The organism is Nocardia sp. NPDC056000 (assembly GCF_042269265.1).
Lineage (GTDB): Bacteria > Actinomycetota > Actinomycetes > Mycobacteriales > Mycobacteriaceae > Nocardia.
Genome location: NZ_JBHJXS010000014.1, coordinates 18,163 through 40,603, shown reverse-complemented (window position 1 = coordinate 40,603; position 22,441 = coordinate 18,163). Strand labels below are relative to the sequence as shown.

The following is a 22,441-nucleotide window of genomic DNA, read 5'->3' as shown; positions in this document are numbered from 1 at the left end:
CCGCATCGACCGTCGACTAACCTGGTCGGGATGCCTGTGGGGGGAATGAACATCATTCCACGAACGAACAAGGAGCATGTCCGTGAAGAGCACCGTCGAGCAGCTGAGCCCGACCCGGGTCCGGATTAACGTCGAGGTGCCCTTCGAGGAGCTGAAGCCGGATTTCGACAAGGCATACAAGGCGCTCGCAGGGCAGATCCGCATCCCCGGCTTCCGTCCGGGCAAGGCGCCCGCGAAGCTGATCGAGGCCCGCGTCGGCCGCGGCGCCGTGCTGGAGCAGGTCGTCAATGACGTCCTCCCCAAGCGCTACAGCGATGCCGTGATCGCCACCGAGGTCAAGGTCATCGGCCAGCCGGAGATCGAGATCACCAAGATCGAGGACGGCGAAGAGCTGGCGTTCACCGCCGAGGTCGACGTCCGCCCGGAGATCACCCTCCCCGACTTCTCCGCGATCGCCGTCACGGTTGATCCGATCGAGGTGCAGGACAAGGACATCGAGGAGCAGCTCACCTCGCTGCGTCAGCGCTTCGGCACCCTGACCGCGGTCGAGCGCGAGATCGCCGACGGCGATTTCGTCTCCATCGACCTGTCGGCCACCGTCGACGGCGCCGAGGTCGAAGAGGCCTCCACCACCGGTCTTTCGCACGAGGTCGGCTCGGGCCAGCTCATCGAGGGCCTCGACGAGACCCTGATCGGCCTCAAGGCGAGCGAGTCCAAGGACTTCACCTCCAAGCTGGTCGCTGGCGAGCACGCGGGCAAGGAAGCCGTCATCACCGTGACCGTGCAGTCGGTCAAGGAGCGCGAGCTGCCCGAGGCCGATGACGAATTCGCCCAGCTGGCAAGCGAATTCGACACCATCGACGAGCTGAAGGAAGACCTCAAGGGCCGCGTCGAGCGCTCCAAGAAGGTCGAGCAGGCCGGCGCCATCCGCGACAAGGTGCTCGAGAACCTGCTCGAGACCGTCGAGATCCCGCTGCCCGAGAAGGTCGTCCAGGCCGAGATCGACGCCGTGCTGCACGACGCCGTGCACGGTTTCGACCACGACGAGGCCAAGCTGGCCGAGGCGCTCGAGGCGCAGGGCTCCTCCCGCGAGGAGTTCGACAAGGACACCAAGGAGTCGGCCGAGAAGTCGGTCAAGACCCAGCTGCTCCTGGACGCCGTCGCCGAGGCGGAGAACACCCAGGTCGGCCAGGACGAGCTGTACGAGCGGATCATCTTCCAGGCGCAGCGCTACGGCATGTCGCCCGATCAGTTCATCCAGCAGATCCAGCAGGCCGGTCAGCTGGGCGCGGTCTTCGCCGATGTGCGCCGCGGTAAGGCCCTCGCGGGTGTGGTGGTCCAGGCCACCGTCACCGATACCGCGGGCAATGCGGTCGACACCGCGGAAATGTTCGGCAACCCGGCCGAAGAGGCCGAGGAGATCTCCGCCGAAGAGCTCGCCGAGGTCGCCGATGCCACCGAGGCCGAGGCCAAGTAAGTTTGCGCTGTGAGCGAAGCAGGGCGGTACCGGGAGTTCGGTGCCGCCCTGCTTCGTTAGTGTCTGTGTCAGCGAATCAGTAGGGGCTTGGTGGGACCGAGCCGGTGAGAGAGGGCAGGTATCCGTGACAATCAATCAGGCAGGGGTGCATATGACATCCGCGACTGCTGGTCTGAACCTCAGTGATTCGGTGTACGAGCGCCTGCTGCGCGAGCGCATCATCTTCCTGGGCAGCCAGGTGGACGACGACATCGCCAACAAGCTGTGCGCTCAGATCCTGCTGCTGTCGGCCGAGGATCCGGAAAAGGACATCTCGCTCTACATCAACTCGCCGGGTGGTTCGGTCACCGCGGGTATGGCCATTTACGACACCATGCAGTTCGCCGAATGCGATATCCGCACGGTCGGTATGGGTTTGGCCGCGTCCATGGGTCAGTTCCTGCTCGCCGCGGGCGCCAAGGGCAAGCGTTTCGCGCTGCCGCACTCGCGGATCATGATGCACCAGCCGTCCGCCGGTATCGGTGGTTCGGCCTCCGATATCGCCATCCAGGCCGAGCAGTTCGCCTACACCAAGCGCGAATTGAATCAGCTGCAGGCGCTGCACACCGGCAAGTCCGTGGAGCAGGTCACCGAGGACGCCGACCGCGACCGCTGGTTCACCCCGACGGAAGCGCTCGAGTACGGCTTCATCGACCAGGTGATCACGCACGCGCGCCAGGCCAACGGCGCTTAATCACCGCCCACCACACAGACTTTGGAGACGCATATGTCGAGTACGTTCGACCCGCGGTCCGCGGGCATCACCTTCGCGGCGGCCGGTGCCTCGCTGCCGCAGGCGCGCTACATCCTGCCCCAGTTCACCGAGCAGACCACCTACGGCGTCAAGACCTCGGACCCGTACAACAAGCTGTTCGAGGAGCGAATCATCTTCCTGGGCAACCAGGTCGACGACATCTCCGCGAATGACATCATGGCGCAGCTGCTGGTGCTGGAGTCGCAGGATCCGGACCGCGACATCACCATGTACATCAACTCGCCCGGTGGCTCGTTCACCGCGCTGATGGCCATCTACGACACCATGCAGTACGTGCGCGCCGATGTCGTGACCGTCTGCCTGGGTCAGGCCGCCTCCGCCGCCGCCGTGCTGCTGGCCGCCGGCGCCCCCGGTAAGCGCGCCGCGCTGCCGAACGCCCGCGTGCTGATCCACCAGCCGTCCACCTCGGGCGGTATCCAGGGTCAGGTCTCGGATCTGGAGATCCAGGCCGCCGAGATCGAGCGCATGCGCCGTCTCATGGAGACCACGCTGGCACGGCACACCGGTAAGGACGCGGACACCATCCGCAAGGACACCGATCGCGACAAGATTCTCACCGCCGAAGAGGCGAAGGAGTACGGAATCGTCGACACGGTGTTCCAGTACCGCAAGCTCAGCGCACAGAAGTGAAGTGGGCGGGTGGCGGGGCCGGTGCGTCTCCGCCACCCGGACAGGGGTGAGTCCACGCACATGTCCGATGAGAAACGTGCCCAAGTTGTCGACCTCGGTCGCGGATAACGGGTACGGTCACTCTAGGGACCTTTGCTCGTGGTTGTCGGCACCCGCCGCACCGGCCGTACCCGCAATCGCCGGGGGCGGCATACGCTTTATAGGTGGCACTTCGCCGGCAGCCGGGATAGATGGTTGCACGCGGACAAGGAAGTAGGGACCCAGGAGATGGCGCGCATCGGTGATGGCGGCGATCTGCTCAAGTGCTCTTTCTGTGGGAAGAGTCAGAAGCAGGTCAAGAAGCTCATTGCGGGACCAGGGGTGTACATCTGCGACGAGTGCATCGATCTGTGCAACGAGATCATCGAGGAGGAGCTCGCTGAAAGCAGCGAGGTCAAACTCGATGAGCTGCCGAAGCCCGCGGAAATCCGCGACTTCCTCGAGCAGTACGTGATCGGGCAGGACGCCGCTAAGAGAACCCTGGCTGTCGCTGTGTACAACCACTACAAGCGAATTCAGGCCGGCGATAAGGGCCGCGACTCCCGAGGCGAATCGGTCGAGTTGATGAAGTCCAATATCCTCATGCTCGGCCCGACCGGCTGCGGTAAGACCTATCTGGCGCAGACGCTGGCCAAGATGCTGAACGTGCCGTTCGCCATCGCCGACGCCACCGCGCTCACCGAGGCCGGTTATGTCGGTGAGGATGTCGAGAACATCCTGCTGAAGCTGATCCAGGCCGCGGATTACGACGTCAAGCGCGCCGAGACCGGCATCATCTACATCGACGAGGTCGACAAGATCGCCCGCAAGTCGGAGAACCCGTCCATCACCCGCGATGTCTCCGGTGAGGGCGTACAGCAGGCGCTGCTCAAGATTCTCGAGGGCACCCAGGCCTCGGTGCCGCCGCAGGGCGGTCGCAAGCATCCGCATCAGGAATTCATCCAGATCGACACCACCAACGTGCTTTTCATCGTCGCCGGTGCGTTCGCGGGTCTGGAGCGGATCGTGCAGGATCGAGTCGGTAAGCGCGGCATCGGTTTCGGCGCCGAGGTGCGCTCGAAGTCCGAGATCGACACCGCCGATCACTTCGCCGAGGTGATGCCCGAGGATCTGATCAAGTTCGGTCTGATCCCCGAGTTCATCGGCCGTCTGCCGATCGTCGCCTCGGTCACCAACCTGGACAAGGAATCTCTCGTCCGCATTCTGGCCCAGCCGAAGAACGCACTGGTCAAGCAGTACGTGCGCCTCTTCGAAATGGACGGCGTGGACCTGGAATTCACCCAGGACGCACTGGAAGCCGTTGCGGATCAGGCGATCCTGCGCGGTACCGGAGCCCGTGGCCTGCGCGCCATCATGGAGGAAGTCCTGCTTCCGGTCATGTACGACATCCCCAGCCGCGACGATGTCGCCAAGGTCGTCGTCAACGCCGACACCGTGAACGACAATGTGCTGCCGACCATCGTGCCGCGCAAGCGTCAGTCCCCGGAGCGCCGCGAGAAGTCGGCGTAACCCGCACAATCCGCAGCCGGCCCCGCGAGACCACCTCTCGCGGGGCCGTTTTGTGTCCGCGTCACCGAATGGCGATTCCGCGATTCCCGCGACCGCTGTGCCACGATCACTGGGTGCTGCCACTTACCTGCGGTTACGCGGGTAGCGACCGGCAGGCCCGGTCCACGCGCGGGTGACTTCGGCTGCGAAGGAGGCGATGCGATGCTGCATCTGCGAGTGATCTGCCCGGCCGCCCGAACCGATCGAGTGCTGGAAGTGCTCGCGGCCGAACCGGCGTCCACCAATGTGAGCGTGCTGCGCGGCGCGGCCGTGGCACCGGCGGGCGATCTGATCGAGGCCGATGTCTCGCGGGCCATCGCGGATGAGCTGATTGTCGCGCTGCGGGCACTGGATCTGGTTGAGCTGGGCGCGATTACGCTCGACGCGACGGGGACGGTGCTCTCGGCCGCCGCGCTGCGGGCGGAACGGGCCGCACCCGGCCGTGCGGACGAGTCGGTGGTGTGGGAGCAGATTCGCAATCAGGTGCATCGGGCGTCGGAGCTGACCCCGACCTTCTTCGCCTTCCTGACCATCGCGTTCCTGCTGTCGGCGGTCGGCGTCACCACGGCGTCACCGCTGACCCTGGTCGGTGCGATGGTCGTCGGTCCCGAATTCCAGCCTCTCGCAGCGCTTTCGGTCGGCATGGTGCGTCGTGATCGGCAACTGGTCCGGCGCTCGCTGCGCACGCTGGCGCTCTCCTTCCCGGCGGCCATGCTGGTCACGGGCGCGGCGACGCTGCTGTGGATCCGGCTCGGCTGGATCGGGGTGGCGGATGTGGAGAACGCCCGCAATTTCGACTTCATCTACGAAGTCGGCCCGTTCTCGCTGGTCGTGGCGCTGCTGGCCGGTGCGGCGGGCATGCTGGCGCTGGTGACCTCGACCTCGGCGGTGCTGGTGGGCGTATTCATCTCGGTGACCACGGTCCCCGCCGCCGGGTTGGCGGTGGTGGCGGCCATCGCGGGCAAATGGCATGTGGCGGGGAGTTCGATCGCCCAGCTCGCCATCAATCTGGCGGGCATCGTGCTGGCCGGAGTCGCGGTGCTGCTGTTGCGGCCGCGCGCCACCCGGCGCGGTTGACCTGTTTCGTCGAGCTCAGCGCAGTGGTACGCGCACATCGCCGCCGCCCTCGCGGGTCAGGCGGGTGCGGACCTTGACCAGTGACGGGGTGGGGGCGAAGCCACCCGCGAACAGTGCCTCGCCCTGACGGAACCATGGTGAGCGTTCGAGCAGTGCGGTGGGGGCGTACCCGAAGTAGGTGCCCAGTTCGTCCAGGTCGGCGGGGGAGGTCATCTTCATGAGCGCGAGGTTGTCGCATTGGGACAGGATGCCCGGGTGCACCTTGGAGGGGCGCTGGGTGGAAAGCAGCAGCCAGAGGCCGAATTTACGGCCCTCGGCGGCGATTTGGATGAGGCGTTCGCGCACCGCGACGGCGATGGGCGAATCCAGGTGCGGGGACGCGAGATTGTGGGCCTCGTCGATGACCAGCAGCACCGGTCGGCGTTCCTCGCGGCGCGCCCAGAGATCGTCCAGCAGTGCCAGCGCGACCACCAATTGTTGTTCGGGAGTGGAGAATCCGCCGAGATCGAGCACGGTCACATCGGGGCGGGTGTCGACGATCTCGGTGACCGGGGCGTCCCGTCCGGCCCAGACCTCCCAGTCCAGCAGGCCCAGATTCTCCACCCGCTGGGCGAGGCGGCGCTGAACCGGACTGTCCGAAGCCAGCATGGTGGGAAGGATATCGAAGAGTTCACCGGATTCGATGAGGGTGCGCAGGTGGATGAGCTCGTTGAACTCCTCCCGGTCCGCGACCGGATCCAGGTGCAGGATGGCGGCTTTCGAGGTGAGCGGCATACCGAGGAAGGCCGCGCGCAGGCGCGATCCCGGCCCCGCGTGCGGTCGCAGTACGCGAATATCGCGCTGCCGCAGCGCATCCGCGGTACGGCCGTCCGCGTCGGGGAGCAGTTCCCCGAGTCGGATGAAGTCCGAGTTCGGATCGAAGATCACCACCGGCAGCGCCGTGTGCGCGATGAGCTGTTCGAGCACGACGCCGAGCGCATAGGTCTTGCCCGAACCGCTCTGCCCGCACCAGAAGGTGTGCCGGTTGAATCGCTGCGGGAGCAGTCGCGCCGGTCCGCCCGGCTCGGTGAGGTTGACGCCCACCTCTAGGACCGCCCCCGTGGTGTCGTGCAGCGCCTGGACGGTCCGCGCGTCGGCCGCCTCGATGCTGCCGCGCTCGAAGGCGTGGCTGGCCCGGGTGTCGATCCCGTCCGCGCCGAGTTCGCCGACCAGTCGGCCGCGCAATCGCACGGGTGTGGTCTCGGAGCGTTCCTCGACCAGCGCGAGCTGTCTGCGGCCATTGCCGCCGACGATCACGATGAGCGATCCGGCGACGAACGCGCTACCGGCCGCGTCTCCGACGATGAATGAGCGGCCATCGTCGGAGCGGGCGGACAGTGCTGCGGAATCGGCTGGCATGATCCGATCCTGACACACTGGCTAATGCATAGCTATCAATTGCGGTCAGGCCCAGGGCACCCGGCAGGAATCCCGGCTGAAGCCCTGATCGGTGATGCCGAGCGCGTGATAGGCGCGGGCGCGGGAGTTCTCCAGCGCGATCTGATAGGTCAGTTCCATGACGCCCTTGGGGCCGAATCGATTCCGGAGATCGGCGACCTGGTCGTCGGTGACGGTGGGCGGGGTGGCGGTGACGGCATCGGCGTAGGCGATGGCCGCGCGTTCGTCCTCGCTATAGGCCGGATTGGTCCGGAAGTCCTCGATATGACGGAGCTTGTCGATATCGAGGTCGTCCAGGCGCATGAGCATGGTGCCGAAATCCACGCACCAGGAGCAGCCGACCGTGCGCGCCACCTGATAGACCGCGATCTCGCGGATATTCGCCGGGAGCACCGTACTGGCGCGTTCGACCAATCCCTCGTGGATGGAGGCGGCCAGGAACAGCCGGGGATGATTGGCGGAAACGGTGAATGGTTCCGGGACCTCGCCGAAGCGGCGCTTCATGTACCAGTACAGGATTCGGGTCAGCGGTCCGGCCTGCTTCGGGCCGACGACGGGGATGCGGGTGACGCCCATGGTGGTCTCCTTCGATCCGCGGGTGCTATCCCTTGGACGAGAGACCGCCGTCGAACGTGACGCTCAGCGGGCTGTGAACCAGCTCACTCCACCCCGAATACCGGTCGATATGTATGGAATCGGTGACGATCGACGAATCGATCGCGCCCGGACCGGGAATCGCCGTTGACTCCCCGTGGTTCGCCGTTGAACCTTTATCCCTTTGCTTGAAAATCGGCGCTCGCTCTTCACCTGTTACGACGGTGCGGGCCACCGAAATTCATCGCGGCGGACGCGATCCCGACCGGGAGCGACGCGGGAATTTCAGGGTGAACGGCGCGGGCTCCGGAATCGGGCGGCGTTCGCGCGGGGCGACCAGAATGCAGGCCAGGCCCAGGGCAGGCAGCACGATGGCGGCGATCACGCTGAGCGTGAAGCTGACCGTGCTCATCGCATCGGGCCGGTGGAAGGTGTGATAGATCAGGTGCGGGACGCCGAAGACCAGCCAGCCGAGTCCCGCGGCGCGCGCCAGCAGACTGTCCATGAACCATAGCGCGGCGCAGGTGACCGCGGCCGCGCCCAGGAAGAACGCGCCGACATCGGAGGCCAGGTGATGGTTGTACGGGCCGTCGACGGCGATCCAGCGCATTCCGAAGCCGGGGAAGCTGGTGTACCAGGAGTGCGGCGCGAAGACCGCCCAGGCGCCAACGATCAGCCCCTGCAGCGCCAAAATTCCGAGCATGATCTGCAATGCCAGCCAGCGTCGCCGGTTGATTTCCAGGCGCATGCGCACCCGGATGCCGTTCTCGCTGCCGTGCAAGGAGATTCGCATCGGCCCTCCCGTTCCGTTGCCGAATCATTCAGTGCTGACACCGTAATTCGGCAATCGGAAGGGGGCAAGCGGCCCGGTGTGACTAGGCGGGACCCATGGCCATATTGTCCGGTCCCCAATAGGCGCGCATGAGGACGATCTTGCCCTCATCGTCGAATTCCATGATGTCGATGGGCGAGAGCGTCATCTGCTGATCGCCGAAACCGCCCACCAGCGTGAACGATACGGCGGCATGCTTGCCCGCGACCTTGATATCGAGCAGTTCGGTGGTCTTGTTCTGCATATGCTCGAGCGCGGCGTACATCTCGCGAATGGATTCGTGGCCCTTGCGCGGCTCACTGCCGACCGGATCCTCCACCACGGCATCGGCGGCGTACAGCTGCACGATGTCGTCGGTCGGCCCGCTGGCCACCAATTTCACATACTGCTCGACCACATCGCGAACCTGCGCTGCCATGGCATCTCCCATAAGAATTGAAACGTGTTCTAGGTCGGAGAGTAGCAGCCGGCCGGGCTCGCGCGCCCCCGTCAGCCCCACTCTGCGGAACTCGCTCCGGATCAGACGGCGATGCGGCGGGTGGCGGTGTACACGTTCATGGATTCACCGCGCAGGAAGCCGACCAGGGTGAGGTCGGATTCGGCGGCCAGGTCCACCGCGAGCGAGCTCGGAGCCGAGACCGCGCCGAGCAGCGGGATACCCGCCATGACGGCCTTCTGCACCAGTTCGAAGGAGGCGCGCCCCGAGACCATGAGCATGAGATCGTGTGCGGGAACGCGGTTTTCGCGCACCGCCCAGCCGATCACCTTGTCCACGGCATTGTGGCGGCCCACATCCTCGCGCACCACCAGCGCTTCACCGTCGAGGGTGAACAGGCCCGCGCCGTGCAGGCCGCCGGTGGCATCGAAAAGCACCTGGCGGGAACGCAGTTCGGTGGGCAGCGTGGCCAGCACACTCGGCTTGACCTCGATGCCGTCGGCGGGGATGGGATGCCGGGTCAGGGTGCGCACCTCGTCCAGCGCGGTCTTACCGCAGAGGCCGCAGGCGCTGTTGGTGAGGAAATTGCGCGGGCGCACCTCGACCGGCCGGCGGAACTGGACGTCGAGCACGTTGTAGGTGTTCTGGCCGTTCTCATCGGTCCCGGCGCAGTAGCGGGCGGTGACGATGTCCTCGGCGGTGGCGATGATGCCCTCGCTGAACAGGAAACCGTGGATCAGATCGATATCCGCGCCGGGGGTGCGCATGGTGACGGTCAAAGACTCACCGCCGGTGCGGATTTCGAGTGGCTCCTCCACCGCGAGGGTGTCGGGCCGGTCGATCACACCGGTCGGGGAGATGCGCAGGGTGCGGCGGCGGGCGGTTACTCGGCTCACGACGTCCTATGTCCTATGGATATGGCGCTCGAAGCGGACGGTGACGGCTTTGGAGACGGGGGTGTTCGACCGGCGCGCGACATGGTCGAGCGCGACGAGCGGATTGGTCTCCGGATAGTAGGCGGCGGCATTACCGCGCGGGGTGGCGTAGCCGACCAGGCGGAATCCCTCCACCCGGCGTTCGCTGCCATCGGTCCATTCGGAGATGACGTCCACGAGATCGTCCTCGGCGAAACCCAATTCGGCGATGTCCTCGGGGTGGACCAGCACCACGCGACGGCCATTGTGGATACCGCGATAGCGATCGTCCAGGCCGTAGATGGTGGTGTTGTACTGGTCGTGGCTGCGCAGGGTCTGCAGGATGAGGCGGCCTTCGGGCACCGGCAGCCAGTGCAGTTCGTTCACCGCGAAATTGGCCTTACCCGTGGTGGTGCGGAATTCGCGGGCGTCGCGCGGTGGATGCGGAAGCTGGAAACCGTTGCGGCCCCGCACCTTCGCGTTGTAATCGGCGCAGCCGGGCACCACATCGGCGATGGCGTCGCGAATCCGGTCGTAATCGCCGCGCAGTTGCGCCCAGGGCACCGAATGCCCGGGGCCGAACAGCGCCTCGCCGAGTTCGCATACGATCGCGACCTCACTGCGTAGTTCGGCGCTGACGGGCTTCAGGCGGCCGGTGGACAGGTGCACCATGGACATCGAGTCCTCCACCGAAACCTGTTGGCGCACACCGCCCTGCATATCCTCATCGGTGCGGCCCAGGGTGGGCAGAATGAGCGCGGTGCGGCCGTGCACCACATGGCTGCGATTGAGTTTGGTCGAGACCTGCACGGTCAGTGCGCAATTGCGCAGCGCGGCCTCGGTGACCGCGGTATCGGGGGTGGCGGAGACGAAATTGCCGCCCATGCCGAAGAACACCTTGCCGCGCCCGTCCCGCATGGCGCGAATGGAATCGACGGTGTCCCAGCCGTGTTCGCGCGGGCTGGTGATGCCGAACTCGCGGTCCAGTGCGTCCAGGAAGGCGTCGGGCATCTTCTCCCAGATGCCCATGGTGCGATCGCCCTGCACATTGGAATGCCCGCGCACCGGGCAGACGCCCGCACCCGGTTTGCCGATCATGCCGCGCATGAGCAGCAGATTGGTCGCCTCCTCGATGGTGGCGACGCCGTGCACCTGCTGCGTCAAACCCATTGCCCAGCAGATGATCACGGCCTCGGATTCGGCCAGCAGTGCCGCGGTGCGATCGAGGTCGGCGCGGGTCAGCCCGGTGGCCTCCTCGACGATGCCGAGATCGACCGCGCGCGCCTGCTTCTCGTATTCGGCGAAACCGGCGGTGTGCGCGTTGACGAATTCGTGGTCCACCACCGTGCCGGGCTCGCGGTCCTCGGCCTCGAACAGCAGTTTGCCCAGGCCCTGGAACAGCGCCATATCGCCGCCGAGCCGGATCTGCAGGAAGTCGTCGGCAATGGTGATGCCGGAGGTGAAACCCTTGATGGTCTGCGGATCCCGGAAGCCGATCAACCCCGTCTCGGGCAGCGGGTTGACCGCGATCACCTTGGCTCCGTGCGCCTTTGCCTCACCCAGCGCGGACAGCATGCGCGGATGGTTGGTGCCCGGATTCTGCCCGGCCACGATAATGAGATCGGCCTTCTTGAAATCGTCGATCGTCACCGAACCCTTGCCGATGCCGATCGAGGAGGTCAGTGCCGCGCCCGAGGATTCGTGGCACATATTCGAACAGTCCGGCAGATTATTGGTGCCGAAGCTGCGCACCAGCAGCTGATACAGGAACGCGGTCTCATTGGCGGTGCGGCCGGAAGTGTAGAAGACCGCCTCATCGGGGGAGTCCAGGCCGCGCAGCTCATCGGCGATGATCCGGTACGCGTCATCCCAGGCGATGGGGGAGTAGTGCGTATCGCCGGGGCGCAGCACCATCGGATGGGTGATGCGGCCCTGCTGGCCGAGCCAGTAGCCGGATTTGCCGTCCAGATCCGCGATGGAGTGCTCGGCGAAGAACGCGGGGGTGACGGTGCGCAGCGTGGCCTCTTCGGCGACCGCCTTGGCCCCGTTCTCGCAGAATTCCGCGGGGCGGCGGGTGCCGGTCGGCTCCGGCCAGGCGCAGCCCGGGCAATCGAAGCCGTGGCGTTGATTCAGCCTGGTCAGGGTGCGGGCGGTGCGGATCACGCCCATTTCCTCGACGGCGCGTTCCAGGGCCACCGTCACGGCCTTCACGCCCGCCGCCTCGGTTTTCGGAGGGGTGACGGTCAGCGCGGCCTCATCGATGTCTTTTTTCGGCGCGGCACGATGCATAACGGCCATTCTCCTCTTGCGCGGACCTGGGGTACCGAAGTGGTCCTATGAATCCTAGGCCGGTGAACACTCGGCGGCTCATCCGCGATATAGGGAGCACGGGAAACACGCGCGCGACGGGGGGCGCTGGGCCGTACCATCTAACCAGCGAGGTTACGCCGGATGGACACACCAGTAGTATTCGGTCCGCGTGCCGGCGAACAGCACCGGCGTGCGAAATTTCCACGCGGCGTACGGAATTCGGGCCGCATCCTGGGACTTCTCGCGGCGTTCTGCGCACTCGTCGCCATGGTGCTCGCCGCCGGGATCGGTGCTGCCGAACCGATTCCCGCGCCCGCGCAATCGGTCGGCGCACTGTCCGCCGATCGCCTGCCCGCCAATAGTCCTCCCGCCCTGCTGGATTCGCCGGGCACCACCACACCCGCACCACCCGGCTACAACGGCTGCACCACCTCCGACTGCACCGGCACCCACGACGGCAACCCGCAGCCCGAATACTGCCCCGACGGCTCGGTCAAACCGCGCAGCGGCAAATGCCCCGCCACACAACCCGAATACTGCCCGGATGGGTCCGTGAAACCCGCCAGCGGCAAGTGCGCACCCGTCATCGAATACTGCCCCGACGGGTCCGTGAAACCGTCCAGCGGCAGCTGCCCGAAGCCGGTCGAGTACTGCCCGGACGGTTCGGTCAAGCCCGCCAGCGGTAAATGCGCGCCGGTGATCGATTATTGCCCGGATGGTTCGGTGAAGCCGTCGAGTGGGGTGTGTCCGAAGCCGGTCGAGTACTGCCCCGATGGGTCGGTGAAGCCCGCGAGTGGGGTGTGTCCGTCGACGACGCCGCTGGAGAAGTGTCCCGACGGTTCGGTGAAGCCTGCGAACGGGGTGTGTCCCACGACCGCTCCGCCGGAGAAGTGCCCGGATGGATCGGTCAAGCCTGTGAACGGGGTGTGCACGACTACGCAGCCACCCGAGAAATGCCCTGACGGGTCGGTGAAACAGGCCAGCGGTAAATGCGAGACGGGTGGCGGGAACCCCAATCCGGGGGGAGGGAATCCGAATCCCGGTGGTGGGAAGCCGAATCCGCCGGTCACCACGCCGCCGCCCACCGAGGATCCGGGTCAGAGCGTTGTGCCGCAACCGAATCCGACCACGCAGCCGCCGAATCCGGAGACTCCCAAGCCCGCCGGGTCGAATGATGTGTTCCCGGTCAATTCCGGGCTGTCGCTGAACCCGGTCGCGGTATCCCCGGGTGCTTCGGTGACCGTGACCGGGCGCGGCTGCGATGCCAACGCGAATGTGAAGCTCTCCATCGGCGGTGTCGGTGCGGGTGATACACGTGCGCGGGCCGACGGCGGGTTCGACGCCACCTTGCCAACGGGCGCAACCGAAATCGGCCAGCATCAGGTGACCGCGGAATGCGGACCCAAACTCGCGGCGGACCTGGACGTCGTGCTGGTCAGCCAGGTGGGCGGCGATGCCGGTACCGCCACGGTGCTGCTGTTCTTCCTGCTCATCGGCGGCTGGTTCTTCGGCCATCGCCTGGTATCCCATCTGCCCGCCCGGAGGCCCAGATGACCGTCCGCCGCCGCAGCCGTGCCCTCGCCGGGGCGCTGGCTGTATTCCTCTCTGCCGCAGTATTGTTCGGTCCGGCCGCAGCCTCGGCGGCGGATGGCGTGCGCGCCAACGCCAGTATCGAGGGTCGCGCCATCGCGGGCGCGGATGCCCGCAATCCGGTGCGCCTGGACCCGGCCAAGGTCAGCCAGGTGACCGTCGAGGTGGTCAACGGCACCGCCAAGCCCGTCACGGTGCGCCGCGTGGATCTGGCCGGGCATATCCTCGGCCTGAACTTCTTCTCCTACTCCACCTCGGTCGAATTGACCGTCGCCGCAGGTAAATCCGGGAAGCTCACCTACCGCTTGGACCCCGCCGGACTCGACGGCCAGGCCACCGGCCTCATCGGCGCGGACCTCACCCTGATCGGCTCCGACGGCAAACCCCTGACCAACACCCACACCGTCGTCGACGTACGCGGCTCCCTGGTCTCGGTCTACGGCCTCTTCGGCATCATCCTCGCCGTCCTCACCCTGCTCGCCATTGCCGACGCCGCGTTGACCGTTGCCAGACACCGCCTCTCGGCCAACCGCTGGCAGCGCGGCCTACGCCTGCTCGCCCCCGGCATAGGCATCGGCCTCATGATCGGCTTCACCGCCTCGGTAGCCCGTTGGTGGGTCCCCGGCACCGCCCTGTGGCTCTCCCTCGCGGGCGTCACCGCCACCGTCTTCTTCCTCGCGGGCTACCTCTCGCCCACCCCACGCCCCCCGAGCGATCTCGAACTCGACGCCGAAGATCTCGCCGCCGCAAGAGAACTCGACGCCCACGGCTACCCGGCAGGCTCCTCCGATCTGGCTACAGCCCTCCCCGGCACGAGCGGTGACTACCCCGATATGGCCGGTATGTCCGCCAACCCTGGTGGTGGCTACGCTCCCGCCGGTGCGGTCGGCTACGCCCCGGGCGGTGCGGTCGGCTCCGTTCCGGGCGGGGGAGCCGCCCACAGCCCAGGCGGCGCAAGGGGTTTCAATTCCGGCGGTTCGCCCATCCCTCGCTCGAACACCTATCAGCCCGGCCGAACACCCAGCCGCCCGATGCCGATAGTCGGCATGCGGCCACCGCCCTCCGGCGAAATCCCCAGGCCCACGGGCGCTCCCGACCTTCCCACCACCGCAATGCCCGGTTCCCCGGCCTTCCGCGCCGCACCCGCACCCCAGACAACGGGCCGAGGCCCCGGCGGCACACCGATTCTCTCCCCCGACGAACTCGAGACTCTCGGCTATCCGGCGGGCAGCGCGCGCGGCCGACAGTCGACCGCACCTCCCACCGGAACACAGACCGCCCCAAGGGGTTCTGGCTCCGAAACGCCACCCGCTGCCAAAGGCGGCACCAATCCCAGCGCGCCGATCGAGGCGACAACCCGAGCGGCGCACGGACCACATGCCCCGGCCGAATCCAAGCCCGACCTGCGGAAGCCGGATCGACACGCCACTGAGAATGCTGCGCCCCCGGAGTCCGCGAAAGCCTCTCCGAACCCGTCGGAACCTGCGGAAACGATGATGTCCCCGGGTCCGGAAAACCCGGCGGGCGCACCCGAGACGGTCATGTCGCCCGCAGCGGAGAGCCCTCCGGGCGAGAGCGTAGGACCTGCGGCACCTCGGGAGTCGCAACGGAAGGTGGTGCGGCCCTCCGGCCCGGTGGAGGAGGAGACCATCGGGCGCAAGCCGGTCCCAGCCACCGAGTCGGTGTCGCCCACCGCGCCCGCGGGGCCGCAGCAGAAGGTGGTGCGGCCCGTGGGCCCGGTGGAGGAGGAGACGATTGGGCGGGAGGCGGTGGGGCGGAAGCCGGTGCCTGCCGGTGAGGATGAGCCGACTATTCGGAATGGGCCGGGGGAGTGGCGGTTTCGGCCGGGAGGGGCGGGACGATGAGTGTGCGGGATTTGGGTCAGGGGGATATCGAGCGGGTGCGGGCCGCGTTGCCCGCCTATGTGGTGGAGGGGCAGGTGGGGCGGGGCGGGTGCGGGGTGGTGCTGGCGGGGACGCATCGCGGGTTGCGGCGGCGGGTGGCGATCAAGCAGATTCCGCCGCAGTTCGCCCATGACGCGCAGGTGCGGCGGCGGTTCGTTGCCGAGGCTCGGGTGATGGCGGCGCTGGATCATCCGCATGTGGTGCCGGTGTACGACTACATCGAGCATGAGGATATGTGCCTGCTGGTGCTGGAGTACCTGCCCGGCGGCACCGTCGAAAGTCGTTTCATGACAGCGGGATTCGAGGCGACGGCGGCGGTCGCGGTGGCCTTGTCCTGTGCCGCCGGACTGGACGCGGCGCATCGCAATGGCATTCTGCATCGCGATGTGAAGCCGTCCAACCTCATGTTCTCCGCCAACGGCACGCTCAAACTCACCGATTTCGGCATCGCCAAGATCGTCGGCGGTGAGGACACCCTGGTTACCAGGGCCGGTGAGATCATCGGCACCCCCTCCTATATCGCCCCCGAACAGGTTCGCGGCCAACAACTCTCGCCTTCGACCGATGTCTACGCCCTGGCCACCATGCTCTACCAACTCCTGTCCGGCACGCTGCCCTTCCCGCCCGGTCAGGACGCCATGGCCATGCTCTTCGCCCACGCCTACGGCGAACCCGTCCCGCTCGATTCGGTGGCCCCCACCGTCCCGCAGCCCATAGCCGAAGTCGTCATGCGCGGCCTCGCCCCCGACCCGATCGAACGCTTCGACACCGCCGAATCCTTCGGCATAGCCCTGGCCGAACCCGCCGTCCACTGCTGGGGCGCGAATTGGCTCACCCCCGTGGGCATTCCATTAATCGGCGCGGACACGATAGTCGCCGCCGCCACCGGCACCCCGCGCCCCTTCACGCCCCCACCCTTCCCCGCCGACCCGTATCGCTCCGGCGGCCGCGATCGCACACCGAACCCCGCCCACCCCGGTCAGGACGTAACCCGGGGATCTCCACAGCCATCGGAAACCCCGGCCCCCCATGAAGTTCGCCCAGGTTTCGGACGCGGCTTCCGTCCCACCCCGAATCCCTCCGAAGGTTTCGACTCCGGTCCGCGAACCCCGCCTTCGGGCAATCGAGAGGATCCCACTGTCCGTGCGGGACAACCGTTCCCGGGGACCGGGCCGTCTCCCACCCGGGTGGGCGGGCCGTTCGATCCGACACTGCGGGCCGGACAACCGCGGCACCTGCAGGATGGAACACGGGGCGATTCGGTCCCGCCCATGCCTTTCGGCAGTGAGTCCGGTGACGGTACCGGCGGATCGTCGGCAGGACAGCGCGGCGCGCGGAATGGACCACGGCCCGGGCAGACCGGGGGGAACACTCCCCGGGTGCGGCCGCCGGATCGAGCTCGGGCCGTAGCGGCGGCCGGGTGGATCAGTGGGCCGCTCGTGCGGGTGCGGCCGCTGGAACCCATTCGGCACAACGGGGTTCGGCTGGTCGATGTGGATCGTAAGGATTTGGTGCCGGTGCAGCGGGTGGTGACGCTGCGGTCGCCGCGGCTGCCGTTCGTGGCGGCCGCGGTTCTGGGCGGTGCGGTGGTCGCGGCCGCGGTGCTGGGGATCGGGGCCGGATCGGCGCGGGATGTTCCGGCCGGGGCCGTGCGGATCGCGGGGGTGGATCCGGCCGCGGTGAGCCGGGTGGATGTGGACCTGTCCAAGCCGATTCCTGTCACGCTCAACGGCGTCGACGCCGATTCGGTGCGGCTCTCGCTGAAGGTGCTCGGGGCGACGGTCGGAGGTACGGCGGCCGATATGAGCCCGGGAACCGAGGTCGAGGTCTCGCCACCGGTGAATCCGTATGTGCTCGCCGGAAACCAGACCGCCGAATTGACGTTGTTCCGCAATGGATCCCAGGTGCAGTCCTACGAATTCGGCGTGCACTCCACCCAGCGCGCCACCACGACTGCCACCGCCATCGGCACCTTGCTATTGATCCTGTTCGCCGCCGCCTACGCCGAATCCAACGCGCGCACCCTGCGCAGAGGCAGTTCCCGCATCGCCGCCACCATCGGCTTGACCCTCAGCACAGCCGTACTCGGCATCGCGGCGGTTGCCGCGTCCTGGGTACTGCTGGGCCGCGAGCCCACCTTGGCGACCGTAATCGTCTGTGCCGCAGTGGGAGCCGCGGCCGGGGCGGCCCTTGCGACCGGCTGCCGCCGCGTCGGCAAACGCTTCCGCTACGTCCGAGTCCTCCGCATGCGCGAGCGTGCCTAACCGGCGCGAATGCCGCGGTGGTGGATCCCGGACACAACCATGCCGGGACGGCAGGGCCGGTCCGGTCAGCGGCGGTTGGGGTTGGGCTGATAGGTGAGGATGCGGTCGCCGACGCGCAGGCTCCAGCCGGGTTTGAGCTCCATGGGGCGCTGCCCCACCCGGATCCATTCCTGGGCCCCGGGAGCCGCGACGTAGGTGCCGCCCGGGGTGGCGGCGTCGCGGATCAGGACCAGGCCCTTATCGATGAAAACGTGGGCGTGCACACGGGATACGTGGCGATCGCGAGGGATGACGATCGGTGCGGCCGCGGCACGGCGCACCGATTCGTCGATCATCGGGTCGCGGCCGATCACGTAGGGCCGGTCCAGCGGATAGATCGCGCCGTCGGCGGAGGTGAGCGCGCCGGGCCGCCCGCCGATCTTATCGGTCTCCGGTTCCACGTGTCCCGCAATGGGTTTCCCTCGCGGAGCGGAATCTTCCTCGGCGGCAGCGGCTTTCGCGTCGTAGGCGGCGGTGGGAGGCTGATCCTCCGCATCCGGGCGGGTCTCGGCTTCGGCGGCATCCGGAGAACTGTTGTCCAGCATCGGTTTCGCGATATCCGATACGGCGGCCCGCTCACCCGAGGCCGGTTCGGCGATCGGTACGGCACGGCTCGCCTTCGCGGCGGCGGCTCGCGATTCCTCGGCCTCGAGGGCGGAGATGGCCTGGGTCTCCTCCGGCGTCGCCCCCGGCGTGGTCGCGGCTCGGCGGCCCACCGCCCCGGAGTCACCGGGGATCGCACGCCCGGGCTCGGAATCACCGGACGATGGCCGCACCGCGGCGGCATCGCCGTTCACCGGGCGAATGGGCTCCGACCCACCGGCCCCGGCGGCGTTCTCACGTCGCGGTGCCTCCGACCCGGGCGCGGAGAACCGAGTGTGCGACGGCGTCGGCGTGGATGTCCGTCTGGTCGCGTCATGGGTGGGTGTGGCCGGACTGGTCTCGGGCGGCGGCGGTTTCGGGATGGACGCCGTCGTGGTGCGCAATGGCGGGGTGATCCCGCCGGGCGGGGCGTTCATGATGAATCCGCCCGCCGCGGCGACCCCGGAGCGTAGATCGGTGTGCGGGACCGCGTTACCCGGATCACTTTCCGCGCTCACGGTCAGTTTGCGCACCGGATCCCGCAGGATTTCATCGACCCAGGTCATGGCCCGCGCCCCGGATAGATGCCGGGAACCCTCCGGCCCGTCGACGATCGCGCGCACCGGCCCGCGCAGCAGCACCAGAATTCCCCCGGAGGTGGGCGCAACCACCCCGAATGACGGCGGTTGCGCGGACCCGCTGCTGAATACGGTCGCCGCCAGCCGCTGCGCGATCGCTATCCCGGGATCGGCCGCGGTCGCCGCCGTCTCGGCCGCGCCGAGTATGCGTTCGGTGGACGGGCTCGTCCCGGCCAGGAAGATGACGACATTGCCGAACCGCGCGACCAGCCCATCCCCGCGCATCAGCCCTACGGTTGTCGGAATCCGCCCCATTCGCGCCTCCTTATGTCCGGCGCCCACAACATCGCAGCCCAGCATAGGGTGCTCCCCGCCCTCCCCGCATCGGTCGGGAAAACAGCCGACCGGTCCACCGAACGGCGACACGGGACTCGCCGGATTGTCGGAATACTCCGCGCGAGCGCATTCGGGGCGCGAGGATCGGGGGAACGCGCCGGTGCATTCGGTTCCGGCACACCCGATGAGGACCGAATCCATATGGGCACGATCACCAGGAATACGCGCGTCACCCGCTCGTCCGCCGGGAATCAGCGCGCTGCGGGGCACGTCGGCGAAGACCGGCGGGCCGCCGGGTCTGCCGGCAAAGGGCGTATCGCCGGGCCGCTCGCCGTGGCGGCGCTCGCGATCGGCGTCACCGCGCTGGCCGCGCCCGCCGGTGCGACCGCCACCCGGGTCGGCGCGGAACCCGGCCTGAGTTTCGGCTCCGCGAGCAGCTACGGCACCGGTTGCGGTTACATGATCAACGCGTACGTGGACGACCCGTCGACTCCGGTCGTCTTCTACGACAACGGCATTCAGTTCGCGGTCGCGCGTCCCTCCGGTGCGCTGGCCCAGGCCCGCTGGACTCCGGCCACGGTCGGCCCGCATCGCATCACCGTCGTACAGCACAGCGCCCCGGGGGAGGATGTCGTCCCGTGGCTGGATCTCACCGCCGCGACCGGGCTCAGCAGCGGTTCGGGCTGCTATGTCGTCGGCGGCTAGGCCGAATCCGCACGATGTGGGCCGCATCCGGTGCGAGCGGGACCGATCGCGGGCACCGGTCGTACCGGCTCCCGCGCAGTCGCGGTTGGATCAGGGCCGGATGAAAGCGGCCTCGGCGGCCGGGGTGGCGGCCTTGCGGTCGGTGTCCACCAGGCCGATGCGGGTGCGGCGGTCCAGCAGATCGTCGATATCGAGTGCGCCCTCGTGGGTGGTGGCGAAGACGAATTCGGCGACGGTGACATCGATTCCGGGGGCGACCGGGGCGGCCAGTGCCGGATCCCGGTCGATCAGTTCGAGAATGTCGGTCGCCTCGCTGCCGTAGCGTTCGACCAGGCGATTGGGTGCTTCGATGCCATCGCGGGCCTTACCGGACACCGCGCCGATCAGCGGGAGATCGCGGGTGCGGCACGGGCTCGCGGTGAGGTGCGCGTGTGCGATGGCCGCGTCCACGGTGTCCTCGGCCATCTTCCGATAGGTGGTGAGTTTGCCGCCGACGACGGTGATCAACCCGGTGGGGGAGGTCAGCACGGCGTGCTCGCGGGAGATATCGGCGGTGCTGTCGTCACCGGTGCGCAGCAGCGGCCGCAGCCCCGCGTAGGTGCCGCGAATATCGTTGCGGGTCAACGGCTCCCGCAGCACCGTATTGACGGTGTCGAGCAGGAAATCGATCTCGGCCTCGGTGGCTTGCGGGACGTCCGGGACCGGACCGGGCGCTTCCTCATCGGTGAGCCCCAGGTAGACGCGATTGTGCGCGGCGGGGAAGGCGAAGATGAACCGGCTGGTGCTGCCGGGAATCGGCACCGTCAGCGAGGCGGTCAGCCCGCCGAACGCGGCCGCGTCGAACACCAGGTGGGTGCCGCGCGAGGGCCGCAATTCGATGCTCGGATCCACCTGATCGGCCCAGACACCGGTCGCGTTGATTATCGAACGCGCTGTGACGGTACGGGTTTCGCCGGTGAGCCGATCGGTCAGCACGGCCGAGGTGCCGGTGACATCGCTCGCCGCGACCCGGGTGAGCACGGATGCCCCGTGCAAAGCCGCGGTGCGCGCGATCGCCACCACCAGCCGCGCGTCGTCGACGAGCTGCCCATCCCAGGCGAGCAATCCGCCGCGCAATCCGTCCCGCCGCACGGTCGGCGCGAAGCGCAGGGCTTCCGCCGCCGCCACCCGCCGCGAACGCGGTAGCACCGACGCCGAGGTGCCCGCGGTCCGCCGCAGCACATCCCCGGCCAGGAATCCGATCCGCACCAATGCCTTCTGTGCCGCACCGATATTCGGCAGCAGCGGCACCACCTGCGGCAGCGCCCGGGTCAGATGCGGTGCGGTGCGGGTGAGCAGGATATCCCGCTCCACGGCGCTCTCATGCGCGATGCCCACCCCGCCGCTGGCCAGATACCGCAGCCCGCCGTGCACCAGTTTGGAACTCCACCGGCTGGTCCCGAACGCCAGATCATGCTTGTCCACCAGCACCGTACGCAGCCCGCGCGAGGCCGCGTCCAAAGCCACACCGGCCCCGGTGATTCCGCCGCCGATCACCAGCACATCGATGGTCTCGTCGCCGAGCGCCGCCCATTCCCGTTGCCGCCGAGCGGCGTTGAGCGCCGAGCTGGGCCGAGCCGAAGTGCCGTTCATGGGAAGACCTTTCGCCGTGGAGCGGTGGAGAGGACCGGAGTCAGATAGCCGGTGATGGCCCGGCCGAGTTCGATATCGAGCTGATCCGAATCGAGGAAATCGGTGACGGTGCCCGCGGATTGGACGGCGGACTGCGCCAGCAGCAACAGCATGGCGGCGAGCTGTTCGGGTTCGCCCTCGCGAATTGACCCGTCCCGCTGGCCTTCTCGGATGGTCTCGGCGAACAACCCGATCAGCGCGCGCTGATTGCGGCCGAGCCGTTCGAAGACATAGGTGAGCATGACATCGGCGTCGGTGCGGAAGATCTTGGCGAACAGCGGATTCCGCCGCATCGTCGACCCGCCGCCGACGATCGCGCCCACCAGTCGCTCGCGCGCGGTGCCGCCGTCGGGAATGGCCTCGGCGATGATCTCGCGCAATTCGCGCACCAGCAGATCCGCCACCAGCGATCCGGTATCGGCCCAGCGCCGGTACACGGTCGGCCTGCTCACGCCCGCGCGCCGTGCCACCTCGGTGAGCGTGGTGCGCCGCACGCCGAATTCGGCCACGCAGGCGCGCGCCGCATCCATGATGGCCCGGTCGACGGCGGATGATGGTTCGGTCGAGGCCACGGTTGCCGCCATCCTTGGGAGGGTTTCGTTACTGCTTGACATTCTATGTCAGACTGTAACGCATGGTCGACACACGAGCAGCCTCCGCATCC

19 protein-coding genes are annotated in these 22,441 nt (G+C 67.6%); 9 read left to right on the top strand and 10 right to left on the bottom strand.

The window, feature by feature from the left end; genetic code table 11:
* Positions 1-82 precede the first annotated feature (82 nt).
* The 5 genes from tig (at position 83) to ACFC4D_RS35360 (ending at position 5,585) form a co-directional block, all read left to right on the top strand.
* Complete coding sequence (gene tig, locus ACFC4D_RS35380; RefSeq protein WP_376069874.1) at positions 83-1,477, top strand: trigger factor; 1,395 nt, start codon at positions 83-85, stop codon at positions 1,475-1,477.
* A 151-nt stretch (positions 1,478-1,628) separates the two neighbouring features.
* On the top strand, positions 1,629-2,210 hold the full coding sequence (locus tag ACFC4D_RS35375) for an ATP-dependent Clp protease proteolytic subunit (protein ID WP_364629492.1): 582 nt from the start codon (positions 1,629-1,631) through the stop codon (positions 2,208-2,210).
* Between the two features lie 33 nt (positions 2,211-2,243).
* Positions 2,244-2,921, top strand: a complete 678-nt coding sequence (locus ACFC4D_RS35370; protein ID WP_364629495.1) for an ATP-dependent Clp protease proteolytic subunit — start codon at positions 2,244-2,246, stop codon at positions 2,919-2,921.
* A gap of 267 nt (positions 2,922-3,188) precedes the next feature.
* Positions 3,189-4,469 carry an ATP-dependent Clp protease ATP-binding subunit ClpX gene (clpX, locus tag ACFC4D_RS35365; protein ID WP_364629498.1) on the top strand — a complete coding sequence of 427 codons (1,281 nt, stop codon included), beginning with the start codon at positions 3,189-3,191 and terminating at the stop codon, positions 4,467-4,469.
* A 201-nt stretch (positions 4,470-4,670) separates the two neighbouring features.
* Complete coding sequence (locus ACFC4D_RS35360) at positions 4,671-5,585, top strand: DUF389 domain-containing protein (RefSeq protein WP_376069871.1); 915 nt, start codon at positions 4,671-4,673, stop codon at positions 5,583-5,585.
* A 15-nt stretch (positions 5,586-5,600) separates the two neighbouring features.
* Here ACFC4D_RS35360 and ACFC4D_RS35355 read toward each other — a convergent pair whose 3' ends face one another.
* The 7 genes from ACFC4D_RS35355 to ACFC4D_RS35325 form a co-directional block, all read right to left on the bottom strand.
* Positions 5,601-6,983, bottom strand: a complete 1,383-nt coding sequence (locus ACFC4D_RS35355; RefSeq protein ID WP_376069868.1) for an ATP-binding protein — start codon at positions 6,981-6,983, stop codon at positions 5,601-5,603.
* 45 nt (positions 6,984-7,028) lie between these two features.
* Positions 7,029-7,598, bottom strand: a complete 570-nt coding sequence (locus ACFC4D_RS35350; protein ID WP_376069865.1) for a carboxymuconolactone decarboxylase family protein — start codon at positions 7,596-7,598, stop codon at positions 7,029-7,031.
* A 25-nt stretch (positions 7,599-7,623) separates the two neighbouring features.
* Positions 7,624-7,851, bottom strand: a complete 228-nt coding sequence (locus ACFC4D_RS35345) for a hypothetical protein (RefSeq protein ID WP_375955300.1) — start codon at positions 7,849-7,851, stop codon at positions 7,624-7,626.
* Positions 7,852-7,857: 6 nt separating this feature from the next.
* Complete coding sequence (locus ACFC4D_RS35340) at positions 7,858-8,409, bottom strand: hypothetical protein (RefSeq protein WP_364629507.1); 552 nt, start codon at positions 8,407-8,409, stop codon at positions 7,858-7,860.
* Between the two features lie 82 nt (positions 8,410-8,491).
* A complete protein-coding gene (locus ACFC4D_RS35335) occupies positions 8,492-8,866 on the bottom strand; it encodes a nuclear transport factor 2 family protein (RefSeq protein WP_375955297.1) in 375 nt (124 codons plus the stop codon).
* A 101-nt stretch (positions 8,867-8,967) separates the two neighbouring features.
* Positions 8,968-9,780 (bottom strand): formate dehydrogenase accessory sulfurtransferase FdhD, encoded by an 813-nt coding sequence (fdhD, locus tag ACFC4D_RS35330; RefSeq protein WP_376069862.1) that lies wholly within the window; start codon positions 9,778-9,780, stop codon positions 8,968-8,970.
* A 6-nt stretch (positions 9,781-9,786) separates the two neighbouring features.
* Positions 9,787-12,087, bottom strand: a complete 2,301-nt coding sequence (locus ACFC4D_RS35325) for an FdhF/YdeP family oxidoreductase (RefSeq protein ID WP_376069859.1) — start codon at positions 12,085-12,087, stop codon at positions 9,787-9,789.
* A gap of 162 nt (positions 12,088-12,249) precedes the next feature.
* Here ACFC4D_RS35325 and ACFC4D_RS35320 point away from each other — a divergent pair, with 162 nt between their 5' ends.
* From ACFC4D_RS35320 to ACFC4D_RS35310, 3 genes are read left to right on the top strand one after another with little or no spacing between them, the layout of a single operon-like run.
* On the top strand, positions 12,250-13,662 hold the full coding sequence (locus ACFC4D_RS35320) for a hypothetical protein (protein ID WP_376069856.1): 1,413 nt from the start codon (positions 12,250-12,252) through the stop codon (positions 13,660-13,662).
* A complete protein-coding gene (locus ACFC4D_RS35315) occupies positions 13,659-15,563 on the top strand; it encodes a hypothetical protein (RefSeq protein ID WP_376069854.1) in 1,905 nt (634 codons plus the stop codon). The genes ACFC4D_RS35320 and ACFC4D_RS35315 overlap by 4 nt, the downstream gene beginning before the upstream one ends.
* Positions 15,560-17,866, top strand: a complete 2,307-nt coding sequence (locus ACFC4D_RS35310; protein WP_376069851.1) for a protein kinase — start codon at positions 15,560-15,562, stop codon at positions 17,864-17,866. Before ACFC4D_RS35315 ends, ACFC4D_RS35310 begins: the two co-directional genes overlap by 4 nt.
* A 65-nt stretch (positions 17,867-17,931) precedes the next feature.
* Here the strand turns inward: ACFC4D_RS35310 and ACFC4D_RS35305 are convergent, their stop codons facing one another.
* The gene (locus tag ACFC4D_RS35305; protein ID WP_376069848.1) at positions 17,932-19,380 is read right to left on the bottom strand and encodes an FHA domain-containing protein; all 1,449 of its coding nucleotides are present in this window, start codon (positions 19,378-19,380) and stop codon (positions 17,932-17,934) included.
* Between the two features lie 222 nt (positions 19,381-19,602).
* Between ACFC4D_RS35305 and ACFC4D_RS35300 the strand changes: the two genes are divergently transcribed.
* Positions 19,603-20,106, top strand: a complete 504-nt coding sequence (locus ACFC4D_RS35300) for a hypothetical protein (protein ID WP_376069845.1) — start codon at positions 19,603-19,605, stop codon at positions 20,104-20,106.
* A gap of 90 nt (positions 20,107-20,196) precedes the next feature.
* On the opposite strand, the gene ACFC4D_RS35295 is transcribed toward ACFC4D_RS35300, so the two are convergent.
* Complete coding sequence (locus ACFC4D_RS35295) at positions 20,197-21,738, bottom strand: FAD-dependent oxidoreductase (protein WP_376069843.1); 1,542 nt, start codon at positions 21,736-21,738, stop codon at positions 20,197-20,199.
* Positions 21,735-22,361, bottom strand: a complete 627-nt coding sequence (locus ACFC4D_RS35290; RefSeq protein ID WP_376069840.1) for a TetR/AcrR family transcriptional regulator — start codon at positions 22,359-22,361, stop codon at positions 21,735-21,737. The genes ACFC4D_RS35295 and ACFC4D_RS35290 overlap by 4 nt, the downstream gene beginning before the upstream one ends.
* Positions 22,362-22,441: the final 80 nt, after the last annotated feature.

Excerpts from the sequence above, each read along its gene's own strand:
- ACFC4D_RS35375 (WP_364629492.1), top strand. The coding sequence starts at position 1,629 with ATGACATCCGCGACTGCTGGTCTGAACCTCAGTGATTCGGTGTACGAG.
- ACFC4D_RS35370 (WP_364629495.1), top strand. The coding sequence starts at position 2,244 with ATGTCGAGTACGTTCGACCCGCGGTCCGCGGGCATCACCTTCGCGGCG.
- clpX (WP_364629498.1), top strand. The coding sequence starts at position 3,189 with ATGGCGCGCATCGGTGATGGCGGCGATCTGCTCAAGTGCTCTTTCTGT.
- ACFC4D_RS35360 (WP_376069871.1), top strand. The coding sequence starts at position 4,671 with ATGCTGCATCTGCGAGTGATCTGCCCGGCCGCCCGAACCGATCGAGTG.
- ACFC4D_RS35355 (WP_376069868.1), bottom strand. The coding sequence starts at position 6,983 with ATGCCAGCCGATTCCGCAGCACTGTCCGCCCGCTCCGACGATGGCCGC.
- ACFC4D_RS35350 (WP_376069865.1), bottom strand. The coding sequence starts at position 7,598 with ATGGGCGTCACCCGCATCCCCGTCGTCGGCCCGAAGCAGGCCGGACCG.
- ACFC4D_RS35340 (WP_364629507.1), bottom strand. The coding sequence starts at position 8,409 with ATGCGAATCTCCTTGCACGGCAGCGAGAACGGCATCCGGGTGCGCATG.
- ACFC4D_RS35335 (WP_375955297.1), bottom strand. The coding sequence starts at position 8,866 with ATGGCAGCGCAGGTTCGCGATGTGGTCGAGCAGTATGTGAAATTGGTG.
- ACFC4D_RS35325 (WP_376069859.1), bottom strand. The coding sequence starts at position 12,087 with ATGCATCGTGCCGCGCCGAAAAAAGACATCGATGAGGCCGCGCTGACC.
- ACFC4D_RS35320 (WP_376069856.1), top strand. The coding sequence starts at position 12,250 with ATGGACACACCAGTAGTATTCGGTCCGCGTGCCGGCGAACAGCACCGG.
- ACFC4D_RS35315 (WP_376069854.1), top strand. The coding sequence starts at position 13,659 with ATGACCGTCCGCCGCCGCAGCCGTGCCCTCGCCGGGGCGCTGGCTGTA.
- ACFC4D_RS35310 (WP_376069851.1), top strand. The coding sequence starts at position 15,560 with ATGAGTGTGCGGGATTTGGGTCAGGGGGATATCGAGCGGGTGCGGGCC.
- ACFC4D_RS35305 (WP_376069848.1), bottom strand. The coding sequence starts at position 19,380 with ATGGGGCGGATTCCGACAACCGTAGGGCTGATGCGCGGGGATGGGCTG.
- ACFC4D_RS35300 (WP_376069845.1), top strand. The coding sequence starts at position 19,603 with ATGGGCACGATCACCAGGAATACGCGCGTCACCCGCTCGTCCGCCGGG.
- ACFC4D_RS35295 (WP_376069843.1), bottom strand. The coding sequence starts at position 21,738 with ATGAACGGCACTTCGGCTCGGCCCAGCTCGGCGCTCAACGCCGCTCGG.
- ACFC4D_RS35290 (WP_376069840.1), bottom strand. The coding sequence starts at position 22,361 with ATGGCGGCAACCGTGGCCTCGACCGAACCATCATCCGCCGTCGACCGG.